Here is a 21483-nt window from a genome sequence, read left to right on the forward strand (position 1 = left end):
CCCGGGCTGTCGCCCGCCCGTGCCTGGCGACGGGCCCCCGGGCTGGCGCCCGCCCGTGCCGGGCGACGGGCCCCCGGGCTGGCGCCCGCCCGTGCCTGGCGACGGCCCGGGGGCTCGCCACGCGTGACATCGGCGGACGCAGCGCAAGTGAACAACATGAGTCCGGGTTCGCGGCGGGCACGGGCGGGCGACAGCCCGGGTGCCCGTGCCGCGTGACAGCGGCTGACATCGCGCGAGGGAGCGACATGAACCCAGATTCGCGGCGGGGGCGGGCGTGGCGACAGCCCGGGTGCCCGCCCGGCGTCACAGCGGCGGACGCAGCGCACGTGAACAACATGAGTCCGGGTTCGCGGCGGGCACGGGCGGGCGACAGCCCGGGTGCCCGTGCCAGGTGAATAAATGGACGGGCAGCTGAGGGCGCTCATAGAGCTGCAAAGGTTCGACACCAAGATCGCCGGCCTCGAGACCGAGACGGCCAGGCTGCCGCAGGAGATCGCCCGCCTCCGGGCCGGCCTGGACGAGATGCGCAAGCAGGTGGAGACCGCCCGGGCTGGCCTGGAGGCCGCGCGCAAGGAGACCCGCGCCCGGGAGAAGGACCTGGACGACTCGCAGGTGAAGCGCCAGAAGTTCGAGGCCCAGCTCTACCAGGTCAAGACCAACAAGGAGTACTCGGCCGTCCTCACCGAGATCGAGGAGGTCAAGCAGCAGAAGGCCCGGATCGAGGAGGAGATCCTCACGCTCATGGAGCGCCACGAGCGGCTGGCCGCCGAGATCAAGGAGGCCGAGGGGCGGCTCACGGCCGCCGAGGCCGACGGCGCGGCGGGGGAGAAGGCCCTCCGCGACAAGCTGGCGGCGGTGGAGGCCGAGCTGGCCGTGGTGCGCGGCGAGCGGGACACGGTGGCCCGGGAGCTGCCGGCCAACGTCCTCGCCGACTACGAGCGGCTGCTCCGGGGCCGCGGGGGGCTGGCACTGACGGTGGTGACGCTGCCCAATCTCTGCTCCGGCTGCCGGATGACCATCACCCCACAGCGCCTCCAGGAGCTCAAGCAGCAGAACGCCCCCATCCCCTGCGAGTCCTGCGGGCGGTACCTCTACTGGCCCGCCTGAGTCCCGCCGCGGCCGGCGTCACCCGCATCACCCTCTACACCGACGGCGCGTGCCTGGGCAATCCGGGTCCCGGGGGCTGGGGCGCCATCATCATCGACGGTGAGACGGAGCGCGAGCTGTCCGGCGCCGAGGCCTCTTCCACCAACCAGCGCATGGAGCTCACCGCCGTCATCGAGGGGCTCCGCGCGCTCCCGGGCCGCCGCCGCGTGGCCGTCTACAGCGACAGCGCCTACGTCGTCAACTGCTTCCGCGACCGCTGGTGGGTGCGCTGGCGCCAGAACGGCTGGCGGACCGCGCAGAAGAAGCCCGTGGAGAACCGCGACCTCTGGGAGGCGCTCCTGTCGCTGGCCGAGCGGCACGATGTCCAGTGGCACAAGGTCGCGGGCCATGCCGGCGACCCCCTCAACGAGCGCGCGGACCGGCTGGCCACTGCCGCCATCGAGCGCATGCAGACAGGCTCGCGATGAAGGCGACACCGGCCTAGGAGGGGGGCATGGCGCGACCGGGCAAGGCTTCGCGCCGTCTGCCGGCGGCCGCCGCCGCTCCCGAGAGCAGCGCCGTCCTCTCCTTCGACCGCGGCTCGTTGCGCCTGGAGGCGCCCCGGACGGCGCGCGTCCCGGCCTACCTCGTCTGGGACGAGCGGGTGGGCGCCTGGCGCACCGAGGCGCTCCAGCACGCCCGCCTGCGCGAGGATGCGGCCCGGTACCGGCTCTCCCTCGACGACCAGGCTGAGCGCTTCTTCGACTGCCCTCCGCTGCACCCGTCGCTGCCGCCACTGCGGCCGGACCAGGAGGCAGCCATCCTCGCCTGGGAAGAGGCCGGCGGGCGCGGCGTCATCGTCAAGCCCACAGGCACCGGCAAGACCGAGATCGCGCTGTCCATCATCGCCCGCCACCGCGTCTCGGCCCTGGTCGTGGCGCCGCTCCGCGACCTCATGTACCAGTGGCAGCGCCGCATCCGCCAGGGGCTCGGCTTCGACGCGGGCGTGCTCGGCGACGGGCGCCGGGAGATCTGGCCCCTCACCGTCACCACCTACGACAGCGCCTACATCCACATGAAGGAGATGGGCAACCGCTACCAGCTCGTCGTCTTCGACGAGGCCCATCATCTCCCCGGCGCGACGCTCCACGAGAGCGCGCTGGACTGCCTCGCCCCCATGCGCCTGGGCCTCACGGCCACTCCCGAGCGGGCCGACCGGCGCGAGCGTTTCCTCGACAGGCTGATCGGCCCCACGGTCTTCCGGGAGGGGATCGATGCCGCCAGGGGCAAGACCCTCGCCGACTACAGCCTCATCCGCGTGCCCATTCATCTCGCGCGCGAGGAGCAGGCGGAGTTCGACCAGCTCTCCCGCCGGGTCCGCGCCTATCTCATCGAGCGTCGGCGGGAGGAGCCCGGCTTCCAGTGGACGGACCTCACGCGGCGCTCCCGCACCGACGCCGAGGCCCGCGAGGTCCTGCGCGCCTACCGGCGGAAGCTCGCGCTGATCCACCGCTCGGCGGAGAAGCTCCGCGTGGTGGAGGACATCCTGCGCCTGCATCCCAAGGAACGATGCGTGATCTTCACGGCGTCCAACCGGATGGCGCTGGATGTCTCGACGCGCTTCCTCATCCCGGCGCTGACCTCGCACTCGGACAAGCGGGAGCGGAACGCGGTGCTGGACGCCTTTGCCGCGGGGACGATCCGGGCCCTCTGCGCCTGCGAGGTCCTCAACGAGGGGTGGGACGCCCCCGCCCTCAAGGTGGGCGTCGTCCTCGGCGGCGAGAAGGGCGTCAGGGAGGCCGTGCAGCGCATCGGCCGGCTGCTCAGACGCTCGGGCGACCGCTCGGCGAGGCTCTACGAGGTGGTGCTGCAGGAGACGCCCGACGTGGCCCGGGCGCGCCGGCGGGGACGAAGCGGTGCTTACAAGGCAGCAGCGCGTCTATCACTGGGACAGGCGCAACAGCTCGATCTCTTCTGATCGGCTGGGCGACGAGGACATGCCCCACCTCGCCCGGGCCCTCGCCGTCTACCGCGCCTCCCTGGGCGATCGGCTCGGGCGGGTCCGCGACGCCGCCCGCGCCGCCCTGGAGGGGCTGCGCCCCGATCGCGTCGAGGCCGTCGTCCAGCTCCTCGATGATACGGCCACCTACGAGTGGCCGCGGGGCCGCGGGCAGGCCGAGCGGCGGGTGGGCGTGTTCGCGCGCGCCGCGGGCCGCCATCCCCTGCTGGAGCCGGAGGCGCGGGCCCCCATCGTCACCGAGGCGTTCGGCGCCTGCCCGACCCGGGACGCGGACCTGACAGCCCTCCTCTACGCCGATTACCCGGAGTTCCACCAGCTCCGCTCCTTTCCCGACGGCTACACCGCGGAGGACCTGCGCGCCGACTACGACCTCGGCCAGGCCCAGGCCCTCCTCTACTCGGCCCTGCAGGTCACCGTCGAGGCCCGCGGCGACTTCAGGCACATCGTCCAGTACGCCCGGCTGTCCCGGCTGCTCCACCGGATCGAGCCGGCGCCCGGCGGCGGGTACCGCTTCGTCTTCGACGGGCCCAACTCCATCCTGCGCCACACACATGCCTACGGGGTGGACTTCGCCCGCTTCCTGGCCGCCCTGGTCCAGGCGCGCGACTGGCAGCTCACCGCCGACATCGCGTTGCGCAAGGGCTGGCGACCGTTCACCTTCGCGCTCTCGTCGGATGAGGGCCTGCGCTCGCGTGTCCCCGCCCCCGCGCTCTTCGACTCCACGCTGGAGGCCGCGCTGGCCGAGAAGTTCGGCGCCGAGCGCGAGGGCTGGCGGCTCCGGCGCGAGGCCTCGGTGATCGAGGCGGGCCCGAGCCTTCTCATCCCCGACTTCCTCTTCACCCATGCCGACGGCACGGAGGTGGCGCTCGAGATCGTCGGCTACTGGACGCCCGAGTACCTCGCGGGGAAGTTCCGCAAGCTCGGGAGGGTCACGGGCCCGAACCTCCTGGTCGCCGTCCGCCAGTCCCTCGCCCTCCAGGCCGGCGCCCTGCCGGCGGCCGTCCTGCCCTTCAAGAGCCGCATCCTGCTCCGTGAGCTCCTGCCCCGCCTCGAGTCCTTCCGGCGCTGAGGCCCCCTTCTCCCCGGGTCCCGCCCGGAACTGTCTCCCCGCGTGGACATTGACGCCCGGTGTGGCCGCGGATAGCCTGGAGTCGATGGCCACGTCTTCTCTCCAGCTGCGGCGGTGGACCCGCGCCGAGTACGACCGGCTGATCGACCTCGGCGTCTTTCAGCCCGGGGAGCCCATCGAGCTCATCGGCGGCCAGCTCATGGTCTGCGAGCCGCAGGGACGCCGTCACGCCTGGGCGCTCGCCATCGTGGACCACAGGCTACGGGCCGCCCTGGGTTCGGGCTGGACCGTCCGCACCCAGATGCCCGTGGACCTCGACGACGAGTCCGAGCCCGAGCCGGACCTGGCGGTCGTGTCGGGGACTCCCGAGGAGCAGCCGGTCCGGCACCCGGCCCGCCTGGCGCTGATCGTCGAGGTGGCCGAGTCGAGCCTGGGCACCGACCGCGAGGTCAAGGGCAGCCTCTACGCCCGTGCCGGCCTTGGCGACTACTGGATCGCCAATCTCGTGAATCGCGTCCTCGAGGTGTATCGCAAGCCGGTCGTGGACTCCGCGGCGCCCTACGGCTGGCGCTATGCCTCGGTGACAACGCTCCGTCCCGGCGACACCGTCTCGCCGCTGGCGGCGCCGGCCGCGCGCGTCCCCGTCGCCGACCTGTTGCCATGACCACATACGAGATCCGCACGCGCCGCTGGACCCGCGCCGAGTACGGGCGGCTCATCGACCTCGGCCTCTTCCAGCCCGGCGAGCCCATCGAGTTGATCGGCGGCCAGCTCATGGTCTCGGAGCCGCAGGGGAGTGGCCACTTCACCACGGTCGGCCTCGTGGACGACACGCTGCGCGCGGCCTTTGGACCGGGGTGGGTGGTCCGGGCTCAGGGGCCGCTGGCCCTGGACGACGAGTCGGAGCCGGAGCCGGACGTGGCGGTGGTGCCGGGGTCCCGCCGGGATTATCTCCACGGCCATCCCGGGTTGCCCGTGCTCACCGTGGAGGTGGCCGAGTCGAGCCTGTCCTTCGACCGCCGCGACAAGGGGAGCCTCTACGCCCGTGCCGGCCTTGGCGACTACTGGATCGTCAATCTCGTGGATCGCGTCCTCGAGGTGTATCGCAAGCCGGTCGTGGACCCCGCGGCGCCCTACGGCTGGCGCTATGCCTCGGTGACAACCCTCCGTCCCGGCGACACCGTCTCGCCGCTGGCAGCGCCGCCCGCGCGCGTCCCCGTCGCCGACCTCTTGCCATGACCAAGGCCGTCCATGTCGGGCATGCGCCACCTCGCTGTCGTCCACTGATGAGGAAGCACGGGAGCCCCGCCATGGCGGCCCCACCTTGCCGCCCGGGCCGCACCCTGCCAAGGCCGCGGTGCTATACTCCGTCTGCATCTCCACGCTCTTTGAGTGGTGACTTCGATTGGCGCCAGAGAAGGCCGGACGGTCGCCGGCGCGGGGCGACTCGCGCGGGAGGAAAGTCCGGACTCCGCAGGGCAGGGTGCTGGCTAACGGCCAGGGGGGGCGACTCCACGGACCAGTGCCACAGAAAGCAAACCGCCACGCGGCGCAAGCCGCGGGGTAAGGGTGAAACGGTGAGGTAAGAGCTCACCAGCGGCGCGGGAGACCGCACCGGCTCGGCAAACCCCACCCGGAGCAAGGCCAAATAGGAGAGCGATCCCGGCGCCGCGTTCGCGCGGTGCGCGGGTGAAGCGTGGCCCGCGTGGGGCTCTCGGGTATGGCCGCTGGAGGCGCCGGGCAACCGGCGTCCTAGAGAAATGACCGTCTCCCCGGCTGCGGGCAACCGCGGCCGGGTGACAGGATCCGGCTTACAGGCCTTCTCTGGCGCTTTTCTTTCTTCTCGCCCGCGCCGGACGGCGGCTGCATCCGCGCCACTCCCCGCACCATCCCAGGAGGACCCCGAGCGATGACATTCACGGACAAGGCGGTGCTGGTGACCGGAGCCACGAGCGGGATCGGGCGGGCGGCGACGCTCAGGTTCGCGGCCGCGGGGGCGCGCGTGGCGCTGGTCGGGAGGGACCGGCAGGCCCTGGATACGACGCGCGCGGCCATGGCCGCCGGCGGAGACCGGGGCCTGGCGATCCAGGCGGACATCACGCGTGAGGAGGACCTCCGGCGCGTGGCGGACGAGGCGGCGCGCGTGCTCGGGGGCCTGGACGTCCTGGTCTCCGCGGCCGGCGTGATCGGCACGGGAAGCATCGAGACCACGTCGCCCGAGCTGTGGGATCAGATGATGGCCGTCAACGTGCGGTCGGTGTTCAGGCTCGTCCAGCTGGCACTGCCGGCGCTCACCCCGCGCAAGGGCAACATCGTCGTCGTCTCCAGCGTCAACGGCCAGCGGGCCTTCCCCAACGTCCTGGCCTACTGCTGCAGCAAGGCGGCGGTGGACCAGTTCGTGATGTGCGCCTCGCTCGAGCTGGCCCCGAAGGGCATCCGCATCAACGCCGTCAATCCCGGCGTGACCCGGACGAATCTGCACCGGCGCAGCGGAATGAGCGAGGCGGACTACGCCGCCTTCGTCGAGCGGAGCCGGACCACCCACCCCATCGGCCGCGTCGGGGAGCCCGAGGAGGTGGCCGACATGATCCTGTTTCTGGCCTCAGACCGCGCGAGGATGATCACGGGCAACTGTGTGTTCGTGGACGGGGGCCGGCACAACACCTGCGCGCGCTGAGGGCGGCCCCTCGGGCCTTCACTCCCGCTTCGCTTCCCTTCCTCGTCCTCCCCGCTCCAGCCGGGCCTCGGCCGTCCTTCCAGATGTTGGGCCCCGTCCGTGGCATCTGGTATGACCCATGCAGGAATCCGAGCAGTGCAGCGCCCACGAGGAGGATTCCCGCGATCGCCGAGCAAGCCCCGCGTGCTGGTGGTGGCCCAGCCGGAACAGCCCCGGACCTATTGCACCGTGTCTTTCCGCGTATCTCGAGCCCCCGCGCTATCTCGCTGGCGGCGCGACGTCTCTGTAAGGGATTCCCCGCAAGGGGTCGGTGCCTGAGGGAAGGCGCAGCCAGGTTCCGGGCGTCTACTGCCGATAATTCGACATGAGGCGACAAGAAACGGCATCCGCGTCTGGGCCGGTCACGGCTCCAGCCCCACTCCAGGACCATTTCAGGGAGACATCACCCATGAGTGAACGCACCAGCCTTCCAGCCGCGGCCGCTCGACGCAGCCGGGGAATCTTGCCGGGCACGCTCGCCGCCGTCCTGCTCCTCATGGGGGCCCTCATCTCATTCCTGGCTCAGCCCGCTCAGGCAGCGCCCTTCGCGCTCGGCGACGTGCTGGTCGGCCTCGGCCTTGCCCCCGACGGCGTTCCGCGGGGCGAGGTTCGCCACTACTCCTCCACCGGTACCCCCCGCGGAAGCTTGGTCACGAGCAGCGGAAGCATCGAAGAGACCGGCATGTGCTTTGACGCCGCCGGGAACCTGTACACGACGAATTTCGACGCCCGCTCCATGAGCAAGTTCGAGCCGACGGCTGGCGGTCGCGATGAGGACTTCGCGGGGAGTTTCATCGGCCTCGGCGACCCGTCCGGGGTCACCAGGGGCGCGCCCAGCTCGTGCGTCGTGGACTCCAGCCAGAACCTCTATGTCGGCAACTCGGACGGCGTGGGCTTCTTCTTCGGCAGCGGCGAGCTTCTGAAGCTCGATCTGTCGGGCAGCCTGGTGACCACGTTCGCACCGGCCGAGGAGTTGCCGTTCGGCAGGGGCGCCGCGTGGATCGATCTCCTCCCCGACCAGCAGACCATGCTCTACACGTCCGAGGGGGTCAACATCAAGCGGTTCAACGTAGTCACCCAGGCGCAGGGTCAGGATCTCTGTCCCACGACGGAATGCCTCGATGGCAACGGGCTGCCTGTCAACGGCCCCCTGCGCAGCCTCCGGATTCTTCCCGGCAGTCTTGAGCTCAATGGGAACTCCTATCTGAACCCCGTCCTCGTGGCCGATGGCGATTTCGGCGGTTCCGGCGCGGTACGCCTGTACGACAGTTCGGGGAATTGGCTCAGGGACTACAGCGCCGTGAACAGCTTCGACGGCCTCTTCTATCCGTGGGTGCTGGCTCTGGCCCATGGCGGGACGTCCTTCTGGGTGGCCGACGGCTTCACCGGCGAGGTCTTCAACATCGATCTGGCCACCGGGAACGTGAACGCGTCGCTCACGTTCCAAGGAGGCGATTGCGGTTTCGGTCTCGACCTGTTCTCCCTCTGCGACGTGACCGGTCTCGCCGTCGTGGGGGAGCCGAGAGCGGTGACGAGCACGACCACGACCACCGTGACGGCCACCATCACGGCCGCCGACAAGGTCTACGATGGGAGCACCGCGGCCACGATCACCAGCTGCACGCTGAGCGGCGTCGCGGTCGGCGACAACGTGAGCTGCACGACGAGCGGCGCGGCCTTCGCCACCGCGAGCGCGGGCACTGGCATTCCGGTCTCGGCCCCCGTGAGCCTCGCCGGCGCCCAGGCGAGCAATTACGGCCTGTCCTCGCCCACGGCCACGACGGCGGCCAGTATCACCCCGAGGCCGGCCGCGGTGACGTCGGACCCGGCGAGCAAGATGTACGGCGCGGCGGACCCGCTGCTCACCGGCACGCTCAGCGGCTTCCTCGCCGGAGACGTCGTCACCGCCGCCTACAGCCGCGCCGCGGGCGAGACCGTCCCGGGGGGCCCGTACGCCATCAGTGCGGCGCTGAGCGCGGCGCCGGGCGTGCTCGGCAACTACGCGATCACCTACACCACCGCCGCCTTCACGATCATCCCGGCGCCGGCCGCGGTGACGCCGGACCCGGCGAGCAAGGTGGAGGGCATGCCGGACCCGGCGTTCGCCGGCACCCTCAGTGGCTTCCTTCCCGGAGACGCGGTCACCGCCGCCTACAGCCGCGCCCCGGGCGAGGCCGCCGGCTCGTATCCGATCAGCGCGACGCTCGCCCCGGCGAGCGTGCTCGGCAACTACGTGATCACCTCCAACCCCGCCGCCTTCACGATCATCGCGGCCACGCCAGGCGTCTCCATCACCAAGACGCCGGACAAGGCGACGGCCGCCTTCGGCGAGAGCGTGACCTACACCTACGTCGTCACGAACACGGGCAACGTGGCGCTCACGGCCGTCACCGTGGTGGACGACAACGGCACGCCGAGCTACGCGGCCGACGACTTCACGGTGGGCACGGTGGCCTCGCTCGCCCCCGGCGCCTCCGTGACCCTCGCCCGCACGGCGGTCCCGCCCGCCACGCTGTGCAACCCGGACTCCGGCCGGGCCTGCGGCTCGCTGGTCACCCGGCACGGGGACGACGGGACCACGAGGTTCACGTACCTGCAGTCGCGCGACGACCGCGAGGGTCATGCGGACAGCTCCGGCTGGTGGGGCGGCTGGTCCTACAGCAGCAAGGCGCGCTTCCGCGTGGACGGCCTCGACGGCCTCTCGTCGTACCTGGCCGACGGCACGCCCGGGACCGGCGACGGCTCGACGCACACCAACTCGTTCAGCATCGTCGTGCCACGCTCGCTCGTCGCCAGGAGCGACGGCTCGGTGAAGCCGCCGGCCATCTACCACAAGAAGGGCTGGAACGGCGACTGGACCCGTGACTGGCACGCCGCTCACGGCCGGCCGGATCGGAGCCGCCACTGGGACGCCGACCACGAGGGCTACAACAACGACGACGATTACGACACGAAGCGGCATCCGAAGTTCTGCCCGGCGCCGTCGACCAACACCGCCACGGTGACGGCGGCGGCGGGGAGCGCCGCGGTGACGGCCACGGCCAGCGCGACCGTGCACCTCGTGGCCCCGCCGACGCCGGCCATCTCGATGACCAAGACGGCCGACAGGCAGTCGGTGGTCTTCGGCGAGAGCGTCACCTACACCTACGTCGTCACCAACACGGGCACGGTGACCCTCACGAACGTGAACGTGGTGGACGACAACGGCACGCCACACTATGCCGCGGACGACGTCTCGGTGGGCAGCGTGGCCTCGCTGGCCGCCAGCGCCTCCACGACCTTCACCCGGACGCTCGTGCCACCGGCCAAGATGTGCAGCACCGACAGCTCCGGCAAGACGCGCAGCTGCGGCACCTTCGTCACCGAGCACCGCGAGGACGGCACGACGAAGTTCACGTACCTGCAGTCCAGAGATCGGCGCGACAGCCACCAGGGCAGCGGCGGCTGGTCGGGCGGCCGGGCGTACGCCCACAAGACGAAGTTCCGGGTGGTCGACCGCTACGGCACCTCGTCCCACGACGTGGACGGGACGCTGGGCGAGGGCGATAGCTCGACGCACGCCAACCTCTTCAGCGCCGTCGTGACCACCGCCTACGTCGCCTCCGCCGACGGCACGGTGATGCCGCCCAGGCTCTACCAGAAGAAGGGGTGGAACGGCGACTGGCGCCAGGACTGGGACCTGAGCCACGGCTGGCCGGATCGCAGCCGCCACTGGGATGACGACAAGCCGGGCCACGACAACGATGCCGACTACGACTACGACTCGAGCCCGGAGCAGTGCCCGACCTCCGCCACCAACGTCGCCAGGGTCACGGCGACGGCGGGGGGCATGACCGTGTCGGCGACGGACAAGGAGACGGTCCAGATCCTCGGGCCGCCGCCCCACGCGCCGTACACGACCTACACGCAGAGTGGCTGGGGCGCCAAGCCGAGCGGCAGCAGTGCGGGCAAGCGCCTGGCCGACCACTTCGCCCTCGTGTACCCGAGCGGCGTGGTGATCGGCGGTACCAAGACCATCACGCTCACGAGCGCCGCGGCCGTGGACGCCTTCCTGCCCCAGGCCGGGACGCCGGCCAAGCTCACCCAGGATTACGTCAACCCGACCTCGCCGATCTCGTCTCTGGCGGGCCAGGTGCTGGCGCTCCGGCTCAACGTGGACTTCTCGGCCGCCGGCCTCACCACCATGGGCTTCGCCACCCTCACCGTCGTGGAGGGCGAGCTGGCCGGCATGACGGTGAACGATGTGCTCGCCCTCGGCAACTCCGTCCTCGGGGGCGGGGCCGTCCCGCCGGGCCTGAAGCTCTCCGAGCTCACGCAGGTCATCCGGCTGATCAACTCGAACTTCGATGGTGGCGCGCACGACAACGACTACCTCCAGTAGGCGTGGGCTCCGGGCGGGGGCCTGATGGGCCCTCGCCCGGACGTCTCCCTCCGCCCCCCGCGGGCGGTGCACCCGTCCGCCGCCCTCGGCCCTCGCCGCTCGGGCGAGGGCGTCCGGGTCCGCCGAAATGCCCCGCTGGTTCGCCGAGCGCCTGGCCTGGTACAATCCCGGGCGTCGGGTGCCGGGCGCGGTGTGGTTCCAGGACGGGAGGGCTCTCCATGAGGCAGCGCAAGGCCGTGGCGCGGGTCGCGTCGATCATCGGTGTCATGGTCCTGCTGCTGGGGGTCCGGAGCCAGATCGCTCCGGCCGCCGCCGCCACGAAGATCACGCTCCTCACCCATCCGGTCCTCTACGCGGCCATGGGCAAGGAGACGGGCGTGATCGCCGACTTCAAGAAACGCACCGGCATCGAGGTCGAGGTCGTGACCGGGCCGACGGAGCAGATCCAGGAGAAGGCGCTCGCCGAGTTCGTGGCCGGGTCCGGCCGCTTCGACATCGTCAACCTGATCGACACGATGTACACGAGCGAGATGGTGCAGTTCCTCGAACCCCTGGAGGAGCGGCTCAAGGCGGCCGACGCCGGATATGCCAAGGACGACCTGATCGGATCGCTGGTCGAGTCCCTCCGGCTCGGCGGCCGCCAGGTCGGCATCCCCTTCCGCGTGGGCACCGCGATGCTGTACCACCGCGCCGACCTCTTCCGGCAGAAGGGGCTCCTGCCGCCGAAGAGCTGGGAGGAGTTCATGGCCGCGGCCCGGGCGCTGACCATGGACACCAACAACGACGGCAAGGTCGACGTCTACGGCGTGAGCGTACGGGGCAAGCCCGGCTTCGAGGTGGTGACCGACTTCACGAACTACCTGTACGCCCACGGCGGTCTCGTCCTCAACAAGGACCACACCCGGTGCGCGCTGACCGAGCCGGCCGCGTTGGCCGGGGCGAGGACCTTCGTGGACGTCCACCGCAAGGGCTATGCGAGCCCGGACATGCTGGCCCACGCACGGGATGACCTCATCGGGAATCTCCAGCAAGGACGCGCGGCCATGGGGATCATGTTCTCGCCGTACTGGGGGTTCCTGCAGGACGCCAAGGCCACCCCCCACGTCGGCAAGTTCGGCTGGGGGCTGGTCCCGAGCGCGCCGGGCGTCCCGTCGGGGCGCACGCTGAACAGTCTCTGGTCATTCGCCATCGACCGGAAGAGCCGGAACAAGGACGCCGCGTGGGAGCTGGTGAAGTGGCTCTCGAACCGGGAGAACCAGCTCGAGATGGCGTTCAAGTACAACAACGGCCCGGTGCGCGCCTCCGTCTACGAGAACGCCGAGTACGGGAAGAAGTTCCCGCTCGCCAAGGACTGGCTCAAGGCCATCGGCGCCTCGCTCACCCTGCCGGCGCACAGGAACTGGTTCCGGATGCAGGACATCATCTCCACGGAGGTCATCGCCGCTCTGCGCGGGGGCAAGACGCCGGACGCCGCCATGCAGGGGGCATGCGAGCAGATCGCGCGGCTGCTCCGCTAGCGGCACGCCGCCCGTGAGGGCTCGGCCGTGGCGGCCGCTGGTGCCGTATGTGCTGCTGGCCCCGGTCTACGCCCTGGTGGGCGTCGTCCTCGTCTATCCGGCCGTCCAGAACGTGTGGCTCTCGCTCTGGAGCTGGCGGATCACGGCGCCCACCCGGGCGACCTTCGTCGGCCTGGAGAACTACCAGCGACTCCTGCTGGACGACCCCGAGTTCCTGTCCGTCCTCGGCTTCACCGGCGCTTTCACCGTCTCCACGATCGCGCTGGAGTTCCTGCTGGGCCTCGGGGGCGCGCTCCTCCTCAACGGCCTGCCCCGGGGGCGGCGCGTCGCGACGCCCCTGCTCCTCCTCCCGTACATGGTGCCCGCGGTGGTCGTGGGGCTCGTGTGGCGCCTGCTGTGGACCAAGGAATACGGGCTGGTCAACTTCCTGCTGGGCCTCGGCGGCATTCCCCCGGTGCTCTGGCTCGGAGCGCCCTTCGCCGCGGGCGTGGCCGTCGTCATCTCCGAGGTCTGGCGCTCCACCCCGTTCGTGACCCTGGTCCTGCTGGCCGGACTGGCGTCGCTCCCCGAGGAGCCCTACGAGGCCGCCGAGGTGGACGGCGCCGGGCGCTGGCAGGCCTTCCTGCACATCACCTTGCCGCTGCTCGTGCCCGCGCTCACCGTGGCCCTGCTGTTCCAGACGATCTTCAAGCTCCGCGTCTTCGATCTGATCTTCATCCTGACGGGCGGCGGGCCGGGGATCGCGACCCTGCCGCTCGGCATCCTGGTCTACCGGCAGTACTTCCGCTACTTCGAGGGCGGCTATGCAGCCGCGCTGGCGGTCACGATCCTCGGGATCGGAGCGCTGGTGAGTCTCGCGTACCTCCGGCTCCTGGCCCGACAGGGGGAGCGCTGATGCGACGCGCGGGGCTGGCGGATCGCGCCGCGCGGCTCCTGCTCCTGGCGCTCCTGCTGGTCTTCTCGGCGGCGCCGATCGCCTGGCTCGTCCTCACGTCGTTCAAGAACCGGGTGGACGTGCTGGCCTCCCCGCCCCGGTTCCTCTTCACGCCGCAGGTGGAGTCATACGGGCGGCTCCTCCTGCACCAGGGCAGCACGATCCTCGGCAACCTCCAGAACAGCCTGGCCGTCGCGATGGCGACGACCGCGGTCGTCGTGCTGCTGTCGACGCTCGCCGCCTTTTCCTTCTCCCGCTACGCGTTCCGCGGCCGCGCCGCGCTCTTTCTCGGTCTCCTCGCCACGCGCCTGCTGCCGCCGATCACCACGGTGATCCCGCTCTTCCTCCTCTGGAACCGGTGGAAGCTCGTCGACACGCATCTCGGGCTGATCCTGATATACTCCGGGCTGAACGCGCCGCTGGCCGTCTGGATGATCAAGGCGTTCCTCGACGGCGTGCCGGTGGAGCTCGAGCAGGCGGCCATGATCGACGGGTGCTCGAGGCTCGGCGCCCTCCGGCGCGTGACGCTGCCCCTGGCCGCCCCGGGGCTGGCCGCCACGGCGGTGTTCGTGTTCGTGCTCGCCTGGAACGAGTTCATGTTCGCGTTCATCTTCACGAGCGTGCACGCCAAGACCATGCCGGTGATCATCGCCCAGGGGCTCGGCGAGCTCCAGGTGGAGTGGACCGACATCGCGACGCTGGGCACCGTGGTCATGCTCCCGACCGTGGTCCTCACCTTCCTGGCCCAGAAGCACCTGGTGAAGGGTCTGACGGCGGGGGCGTTGAAGTAGGGCCGCGAGGGACCGACCATGCAGACGATTCGCTACGCGCGAGAGATTCCGGTCACCCGCGAGTGCCAGGTCCTCGTGGTGGGGGGCGGGCCCGCCGGAATCGGGGCGGCGGTGGGCGCGGCGCGGGCTGGCGCCAGGACGATGCTCGTCGAGCGCTACGGGTTCCTGGGTGGCAATGCCACGGCGAGCCTGGTCGGGCCCTTCATGACCTCCTTCAGCGCCGACGGCAAGACGCAGGTGATCCGCGGCGTCTTCGACGAGCTCGTGGGGCGGATGGAGAAGATAGGCGGCGCCATCCATCCCTCCAAGGTCCCGGCGGGCGTGGCCCGGTCGGCCTACATGAAGCACGGCCACATCGGCGTGACCCCCTTCGACCCCGAGGCGATGAAGCTCGTGTCGGCGGAGCTCTGCCTCGAGGCCGGCGTGGAGCTGATGCTCCACACGATCTTCATCGACCCCATCGTGGAGGCGAGCGCGGTGCGCGGGGCCATCCTGCACAACAAGGGCGGACTCCAGGCCGTGCTGGCGACGATCACGGTGGACTGCTCGGCCGACGCGGATGTCGCCGCGCGGGCCGGCGTCCCGTGCAGGCAAGGCCGCGAGTCGGACGGCCTGACCCAGCCCATGACCATGTTCTTCCGGGTGGGCAACGTCGACCGCGCGTCCGTGGACGCCTACTTCCGCGCGCACCCGGAGGAGATCGAGCGCCGGATGGCGTTCGCGAGCTGCATCACGGCAGCCCAGGCCGCCGGCGACTACACCATCCCCCGCGAGCGTCTGAGCATGTACGAGAGCCCCCAGGAGGGGGTCTGGCGCGTGAACGTCAGCCGCATCCTGGGCATGGACGGCACCAGGGCGGAAGACCTGACCCGGGCGGAGGTCGAGGGGCGGCGGCAGGTCATGGAGATCCTCGCGTTCCTCAGGAAGTATGTGCCGGGCTTCGAGCGCTGTACGCTCGTCGACACGGCGGCCCAGGTGGGTGTGCGTGAGACCCGGCGGATCGAGGGCGAGTACACGCTCACCCGGGAAGACCTCGTGAGCGGGCGCGACTTCGAGGACACCATCGCCTGCGCGGCCTATCCGATCGACGTGCACGACCCCACGGGGTCCGGGGGCGGCGTGTCGAACCTGGGCGAGACCGCGAACGTGTACCGGATCCCTTATCGCTGCCTGGTCCCGAAGGGCGTGGAGCAGCTCCTCGTGGCCGGGCGCTGCGTCTCGGCAACGCATGAGGCACTCGGCGCGATCCGCGTGATGCCGCCCTCCTTCGCCATGGGCGAGGCGGCGGGAACGGCCGCGGCCATCGCCTCGGCGGAGGGTCTCTCGCCCCGTCGCGTGCCGGTGGACTGGGTCCGGGAGGCCCTCATCCTGCGCGGGGCGTATCTCGGCCCTCGCGCGTGACGGGCGTCGCCCCTGTCGCCGGCTCGCCCACTTGATATTCCCGCTGGCTCGATCTACCGTGGTCCCGCCGCCGCGCAACGCGGCGGGGCGGGATGCCGGCGTCAGCCGGTGACGGAGGACAAAGCGACATGACGACGGGAGCGGGCCTCTCGCTGGACTCGAAGTACCGGGCCGAGTCCGGCCGCATCTTCCTGTCCGGCATCCAGGCGCTGGTGCGGCTGCCGATGGACCAGCACCGCGCCGACCGGCGGCGCGGGCTCCGCACGGCCACCGTCATCTCCGGGTATCCTGGCTCTCCCCTCGGCGGCTTCGATCTCAACCTGCAGCGGAATGCCGCGCTCCTGGCCGAGCACGACATCCGCTTCATTCCGGGCCTCAACGAGGAGCTGGGCGCCACGGTAGTCTTCGGCGGCCAGCTCGCGGGGGAGTTCCCGAAGCCCAGGTACGACGGGGTGCTGGGCATGTGGTACGGCAAGGCCCCCGGCGTGGACCGCACCGGCGATCTCTTCCGGCACGCGAACTTCGCCGGCGTGGGGCCCCACGGCGGCGTGCTGGCCATCGCCGGGGATGATCCGGTGGCGAAGTCCAGCACCTTCCCCACGGCCTCGGAGCTGGCCTTCTACGATCTGGGCTTCCCGGTGCTCTTCCCGGGCAATGTCCAGGAGGTCCTCGATCTCGGGCGGCTCGGCTTCGAGCTCTCGCGCTACTCCGGCTGCTGGGTCGGGTTCAAGATCGTCACCAACGTCTCCGACGAGGTCGGCACGGCCGAGGTCGCCCCGGAGCGGATCGCCATCGCCGATCCCGGCTTCGAGTACGAGGGTAAGCCGTGGCAGGCGACGCATGGCATGGTGCGGTTCCCGCCCTGGGGCCTCGAGATGGAGCGCGAGCTGTTCTCCGGTCGCCTCGAGGCGGCCAGGGCCTTCGCTGCCGCGAATCGCATCAACCGGATCGCGGTGGACGGGCCCGGCGCGTGGCTCGGCATCGCCGCTGCGGGCAAGACCTACCACGACGTGCGCGAGGCCCTGGGCGCGCTCGGGCTCGACGACGAGGCGCTGCGCCGCCACGGCGTCCGTCTCCTCCACGTCCGCATGCCGTTCCCGCTCGGGCCCGGACTCGTCCGCGAGTTCGCGCGGGGGCTCGAGGAGCTGCTGGTCATCGAGGAGAAGCGGAGCTTCGTCGAGCTGCAGATGAGAGAGATCCTGATCGACGAGGCCCGGCACCCGCAGGTGACGGGCAAGCGCGACGAGGAGGGCCGCGTTCTCGTGCCGGCGGACGGCGAGCTGGACGCCGACCGGGTCGCGCTCATCCTCGCCCGGCGTCTCGAACGGCGGATCCCGCTCCCCTCCATCGCCGCCCATGCGGCGCTCCTCGAGGCGCTGCGCGACCGCCAGCCGCCGATCACCCTCAGGCGCCAGGCCTGGTTCTGCTCGGGCTGCCCTCACAATCGGTCGACGCTGGTGCCCGAGGGGTCGCTCGCGGGCGGCGGCATCGGCTGTCACTCGATGGCCTTGACCATGGACCGGAACAATGTCGGGCTCACCGCCATGGGCGGCGAGGGCGTCCACTGGGTCGGCGCCGCGCCCTTCACGAAGACGCCGCACTTCTTCCAGAACCTCGGCGACGGCACCTTCTGCCACTCGGGCTCGCTCGCGATCCGCCAGGCCGTCGCGGCGGGGACCAACATCACGTTCAAGATCCTCTACAACGCCACGGTGGCCATGACGGGCGGCCAGGCCGCCGCGGGGGCACGCGCCGTGCCCGACCTCACGCGCTTGCTCGAGGCCGAGGGAGTGGGGCGGATCCTCGTCCTCGCCGACGATCCGGCCAAGTACCCGCGCGGCGCCCGCTGGGCTCCCGGAGTCGAGGTCTGGCCCCGCGACCATCTCGACGAGGCGCAGCGCCTCCTGCGCGACACGGCCGGCGTCACGGTCCTGATCTACGACCAGCACTGCGCGACGGAGCGGCGGCGGCTGCGCAAGCGCGGCCGCCTTCCCGCTCCCGAGCGCCGCGTGGTGATCAACGAGGCGGTCTGCGAAGGGTGCGGGGACTGTGGCGCCAGGTCCAACTGCGTGTCGGTGCAGCCCGTCGAGACCCCGCTCGGCCGGAAGACCCAGATCCACCAGCCCTCGTGCAACACCGATCTCACCTGCCTGGAGGGCGAGTGCCCATCCTTCGTCACCTTCGCGCCTCGCGACGGAGGCGCCCGGGGGCGCCGGCGCGCCGCCACCGTGGAGGCCGACCTCCCCGACCCCGTGGTCCGCGTTCCCCGCGACTGCCACGTGGTCATGACGGGCATCGGCGGCACCGGTGTCGTCACGGTCAACCAGATCCTCGGCACCGCCGCGCTCCTGGATGGGCGCCACGTGCGCGGTCTGGATCAGACCGGGCTCGCCCAGAAGGGCGGGCCCGTCGTCTCCCACCTCAAGATCTCGGAGGCCCCGCCCGACTTCTCCAACAAGGTCGCGCTGGGGAGCGCCGACTGCTACCTCGGGCTCGACGTCCTCGTGGCGACCGCCCCCACGAACCTCGATCGCGCGGCGCCGGAGCGGACGGTGGCCGTTCTCTCGACGAGCGCGGTGCCCACCGGGCCGATGGTCGCCTCGCCCGACGCAGGCTTCCCCGACCGGGGCGATCTCCTCGCCGCCGTCACCCGCGTCACCCGCAAGGACGGCAACGTGGCGCTGGACGCGGTGGCCCTCGCCGAGGCGCTGTTCGACGACAACCTCATGGCCAACCCGATCATGCTGGGCGCCGCCTACCAGGCGGGCGCCATCCCCGTCTCCGCTGCGTCCATCGAGGCCGCCATCGCGCTCAACGGCGTCGCCGTGGAGGCCAACACGCAGGCCTTCCGGGCGGGGCGTCGCGCCGTGGCCGATCCGTCATGGGCGGCCACGCTCCCGCACCCACACCTGGGGGAGGCCCCGCTGGCACCCGCGCTCGCGGGCGATGCCCTCCGCCTCGTGGACTCTTCCGGCACCACCGGCGAGCTGCGGCAGGTCCTCGCCTTCCGGGTGCCTGAGCTGATCGCCTACCAGGATGTCCCGTACGCGGAGGCCTATGCCGGCTTCGTGGCGCGCGTGGCCGCGGCCGAGCAGGCGGCCCTCCCGGGCGAGACGCGCCTCGCCGAGGCCGTCGCGCGACACCTGTTCCGGCTGATGGCCTACAAGGACGAGTACGAGGTGGCCCGGCTCCACCTGGCAGGAGACCTCGCGCGGCGGATCGAGGGCGAGTACCCGCAGGCCGCCGGGTTCCGCTACCACCTCCAGCCGCCGCTGCTGCGTGCGCTCGGCCTCCGGCGCAAGGTCGCGGTGGGGCGCTGGATCGAACCCTTCTTCCGCCTCCTCGTCCGCCTGCGCCGCCTGCGCGGCACCGCGCTCGATCCCTTCGGCTACGCCTCCGTGCGGCGGGTGGAGCGGGCGCTCATCGCCGAGTACCGGGCGCTCGTGGAGGCGGCGCTCGCCACGCTCTCGCCCGTGACCCACGAGCGCGCCGTGGAGCTGGCGGGCCTGCCCGACCTGATCCGCGGCTACGAGGACGTCAAGCTCCGCAACGTGGCCCGCTTCAGGGAGGAAGTGCAGCGGCTGGCAGTCGCGCCGCAACGCCCAGCGCGACGCTGACGCCCAGCCCCGATGCGCGGGACATCGGCAGCGAGCGGGGTCAGGTCTTGCAATCATACATCGCCGATCAGAGCCAGCCGCGAGGAACATCTGCCGAGCCCTCATGTCGGATTGCAAGACCTGACCCCAATGCGAGAGCTCTGGCCCCTCGAGCGCGGCGTGGTCTTCCTGAACCACGGCTCGTTCGGCGCCTGCCCCACCGAGGTCCTCCGGCACCAGGCGGCGCTCCGCGACGAGATGGAAGCCGCGCCCGTCCGCTTCCTCTCGCGCGAGCTGGACGATCGTCTCGCCGGGGCGCGGCAGGCGCTCGCCGCTTTCGTGGGCGCCGATGCCGACGACCTGGCCTTCGTCGCCAACGCCACGGGCGGCGTGAACACCGTGCTCCGGTCGCTCCGCTTCTCGCCCGGGGACGAGCTGCTCACCACCGACCACGCCTACAACGCCTGCCGGAACGCCCTCGACTTCGCCGCCGGTCGGGCCGGCGCCCGGGTGGTGGTGGCGGCGATCCCGTTCCCGCTCGCCGCGCCGGAGGCGGTCGTGGAGGCCGTGCTGGCGCGGATCACGCCGCGGACGCGCCTGGCCCTCGTCGATCACGTCACGAGCCCGACCGGCCTCGTCTTGCCCCTCGAGCGCCTGGTCGCCGCGCTCGCTGGGCGCGGGGTGGAGGTGCTGGTGGACGGGGCGCATGCCCCCGGCATGGTCCCGCTGGATCTCGGAGCTCTCGGCGCGACCTACTACAGCGGCAACTGCCACAAGTGGCTCTGCGCGCCGAAGGGCTCGGCCTTCCTCTGGGTGCGGCGCGATCGCCAGCCCGACATCCGCCCGCTCACCATCAGCCACGGGGCCAGCGCCACGCGGCCGGGGCGCTCGCGCTTCCGCCTGGAGTTCGACTGGACGGGGACGGACGATCCCACCGCGTGGCTCGCGGTGCCGCGAGCCATCGAGTACCTGGGCTCGCTGCTCCCGGGGGGCTGGCCCGCGCTCATGGCGCGAAACCGCGCGCTAGCGCTGGAGGCGCGGCGCCTCCTCTGCGCCGCGGTCGGCTCCGCGCCCCCCTGCCCCGACGAGATGGCGGGCGCGCTCGCCAGCATCATCCTGCCCGACGGCCCCACGACCGAGATCGGCTGGCGCCGTCCCGATCCTCTCCAGCGGCGGCTCTACGAGGGCTGGGGCATCGAGGTCCCGGTGATGAGCTGGCCCGCCGCGCCCCGCCGTCTCGTGCGCATCTCGGCGCAGCTCTACAACGGCCTTGCCGACTTCGAGCGGCTCGCCGAGGCCCTCCGCCGCGAGCTGGCCGCCGAGCGCGACGAGCGCGCCTCGCCGGGGAGAGGCTGAGCGCGGCGGCCGCCGGGCGGCTCAGCCGTAGACGAGCGAGATCGTCTCGGCCACCATGGCCGGGCGGGCGGTGCCCTCCACCTCCATCGTCAACTCGAGGATCATCCGCACCGCGCCGTCGGCCGTCGGCTCGGCCGCCAGGAGCTTGCCGCGCAGCCGCACGCGCGAGCCCGAGGGCACCGGGGCCGGGAAGCGCACCTTGTTGCAGCCGTAGTTGATGCCCCGGCGCCTCCCCGTCACCTCGATCAGCTGGGGCCGGAGGCGCGGGATCAGCGAGAGCGTGAGGTAGCCGTGGGCGATGGTCTTGCCCCCGGGCATCTCCCGCCTGGCCCGCTCCACGTCCACGTGGATCCACTGGTGGTCGCCCGTGGCCTCGGCGAAGCGGTCGATCATCTCCTGGGTCACGGTGAGCCACTCCGACTGGCCCAGCTCCTGCCCCACATGCGCGATGAGGTCCTACGGCGTCGCGAGAGCAAGCATCGTTTCCTCCGATCGGGTGGGATGGCCTCCGCGGGCCATTATCGCCGGAGTCGGTCGCCGGGCGCACGCTTCGCCGGCCCTGACTCGACCCAGGCGTCCGCGCCCCTGTCCTCGGCGCATCCCGCTGTCGGCACCA

At 71.5% G+C, this 21483-nt stretch carries 15 protein-coding genes and 1 other RNA gene; 15 read left to right on the top strand and 1 reads right to left on the bottom strand.

Annotation, left to right across the window (positions count from 1 at the left end):
• The first annotated feature begins 399 nt into the window (after positions 1 to 399).
• The 15 genes from HYV93_25965 to HYV93_26035 all read left to right on the top strand — a co-directional run bounded on the left by HYV93_25965 (position 400) and on the right by HYV93_26035 (position 20867).
• The gene (locus HYV93_25965; protein MBI2529422.1) at positions 400 to 1107 is read left to right on the top strand and encodes a hypothetical protein; all 708 of its coding nucleotides are present in this window, start codon (positions 400 to 402) and stop codon (positions 1105 to 1107) included.
• Positions 1104 to 1574 carry a ribonuclease HI gene (gene rnhA / locus HYV93_25970; protein MBI2529423.1) on the top strand — a complete coding sequence of 157 codons (471 nt, stop codon included), beginning with the start codon at positions 1104 to 1106 and terminating at the stop codon, positions 1572 to 1574. Before HYV93_25965 ends, rnhA begins: the two co-directional genes overlap by 4 nt.
• Positions 1575 to 1600: 26 nt before the next feature.
• A complete protein-coding gene (locus HYV93_25975; protein MBI2529424.1) occupies positions 1601 to 3064 on the top strand; it encodes a DEAD/DEAH box helicase in 1464 nt (487 codons plus the stop codon).
• Positions 3003 to 4175, top strand: a complete 1173-nt coding sequence (locus HYV93_25980; protein ID MBI2529425.1) for a DUF790 family protein — start codon at positions 3003 to 3005, stop codon at positions 4173 to 4175. Before HYV93_25975 ends, HYV93_25980 begins: the two co-directional genes overlap by 62 nt.
• Before the next feature lie 85 nt (positions 4176 to 4260).
• A complete protein-coding gene (locus HYV93_25985) occupies positions 4261 to 4839 on the top strand; it encodes a Uma2 family endonuclease (protein MBI2529426.1) in 579 nt (192 codons plus the stop codon).
• Positions 4836 to 5414, top strand: coding sequence for a Uma2 family endonuclease (locus HYV93_25990; protein ID MBI2529427.1), 579 nt, complete (start codon positions 4836 to 4838; stop codon positions 5412 to 5414). The genes HYV93_25985 and HYV93_25990 overlap by 4 nt, the downstream gene beginning before the upstream one ends.
• Positions 5415 to 5588: 174 nt before the next feature.
• An RNA gene (gene rnpB / locus HYV93_25995) (RNase P RNA component class A) lies at positions 5589 to 6005 on the top strand.
• Positions 6006 to 6084: 79 nt separating this feature from the next.
• The gene (locus HYV93_26000; GenBank protein ID MBI2529428.1) at positions 6085 to 6852 is read left to right on the top strand and encodes an SDR family oxidoreductase; all 768 of its coding nucleotides are present in this window, start codon (positions 6085 to 6087) and stop codon (positions 6850 to 6852) included.
• A gap of 448 nt (positions 6853 to 7300) precedes the next feature.
• A complete protein-coding gene (locus tag HYV93_26005) occupies positions 7301 to 11272 on the top strand; it encodes a DUF11 domain-containing protein (protein ID MBI2529429.1) in 3972 nt (1323 codons plus the stop codon).
• Positions 11273 to 11490: 218 nt separating this feature from the next.
• On the top strand, positions 11491 to 12789 hold the full coding sequence (locus tag HYV93_26010; GenBank protein MBI2529430.1) for a sugar ABC transporter substrate-binding protein: 1299 nt from the start codon (positions 11491 to 11493) through the stop codon (positions 12787 to 12789).
• 13 nt (positions 12790 to 12802) lie between these two features.
• Complete coding sequence (locus HYV93_26015; protein ID MBI2529431.1) at positions 12803 to 13684, top strand: sugar ABC transporter permease; 882 nt, start codon at positions 12803 to 12805, stop codon at positions 13682 to 13684.
• Positions 13684 to 14514, top strand: coding sequence for a carbohydrate ABC transporter permease (locus HYV93_26020; protein ID MBI2529432.1), 831 nt, complete (start codon positions 13684 to 13686; stop codon positions 14512 to 14514). Before HYV93_26015 ends, HYV93_26020 begins: the two co-directional genes overlap by 1 nt.
• Positions 14515 to 14532: 18 nt before the next feature.
• Positions 14533 to 15915, top strand: coding sequence for an FAD-dependent oxidoreductase (locus HYV93_26025; GenBank protein ID MBI2529433.1), 1383 nt, complete (start codon positions 14533 to 14535; stop codon positions 15913 to 15915).
• A 128-nt stretch (positions 15916 to 16043) separates the two neighbouring features.
• Entirely contained in the window at positions 16044 to 19532 is a 3489-nt protein-coding gene (locus HYV93_26030; GenBank protein MBI2529434.1) for an indolepyruvate ferredoxin oxidoreductase family protein, read from the top strand.
• Between the two features lie 129 nt (positions 19533 to 19661).
• Complete coding sequence (locus HYV93_26035) at positions 19662 to 20867, top strand: aminotransferase class V-fold PLP-dependent enzyme (GenBank protein MBI2529435.1); 1206 nt, start codon at positions 19662 to 19664, stop codon at positions 20865 to 20867.
• A 21-nt stretch (positions 20868 to 20888) separates the two neighbouring features.
• On the opposite strand, the gene HYV93_26040 is transcribed toward HYV93_26035, so the two are convergent.
• Complete coding sequence (locus HYV93_26040; GenBank protein MBI2529436.1) at positions 20889 to 21317, bottom strand: MaoC family dehydratase; 429 nt, start codon at positions 21315 to 21317, stop codon at positions 20889 to 20891.
• Positions 21318 to 21483 lie beyond the last annotated feature (166 nt).

This window comes from Candidatus Rokuibacteriota bacterium (genome assembly GCA_016188005.1).
GTDB lineage: Bacteria > Methylomirabilota > Methylomirabilia > Rokubacteriales > CSP1-6 > UBA12499.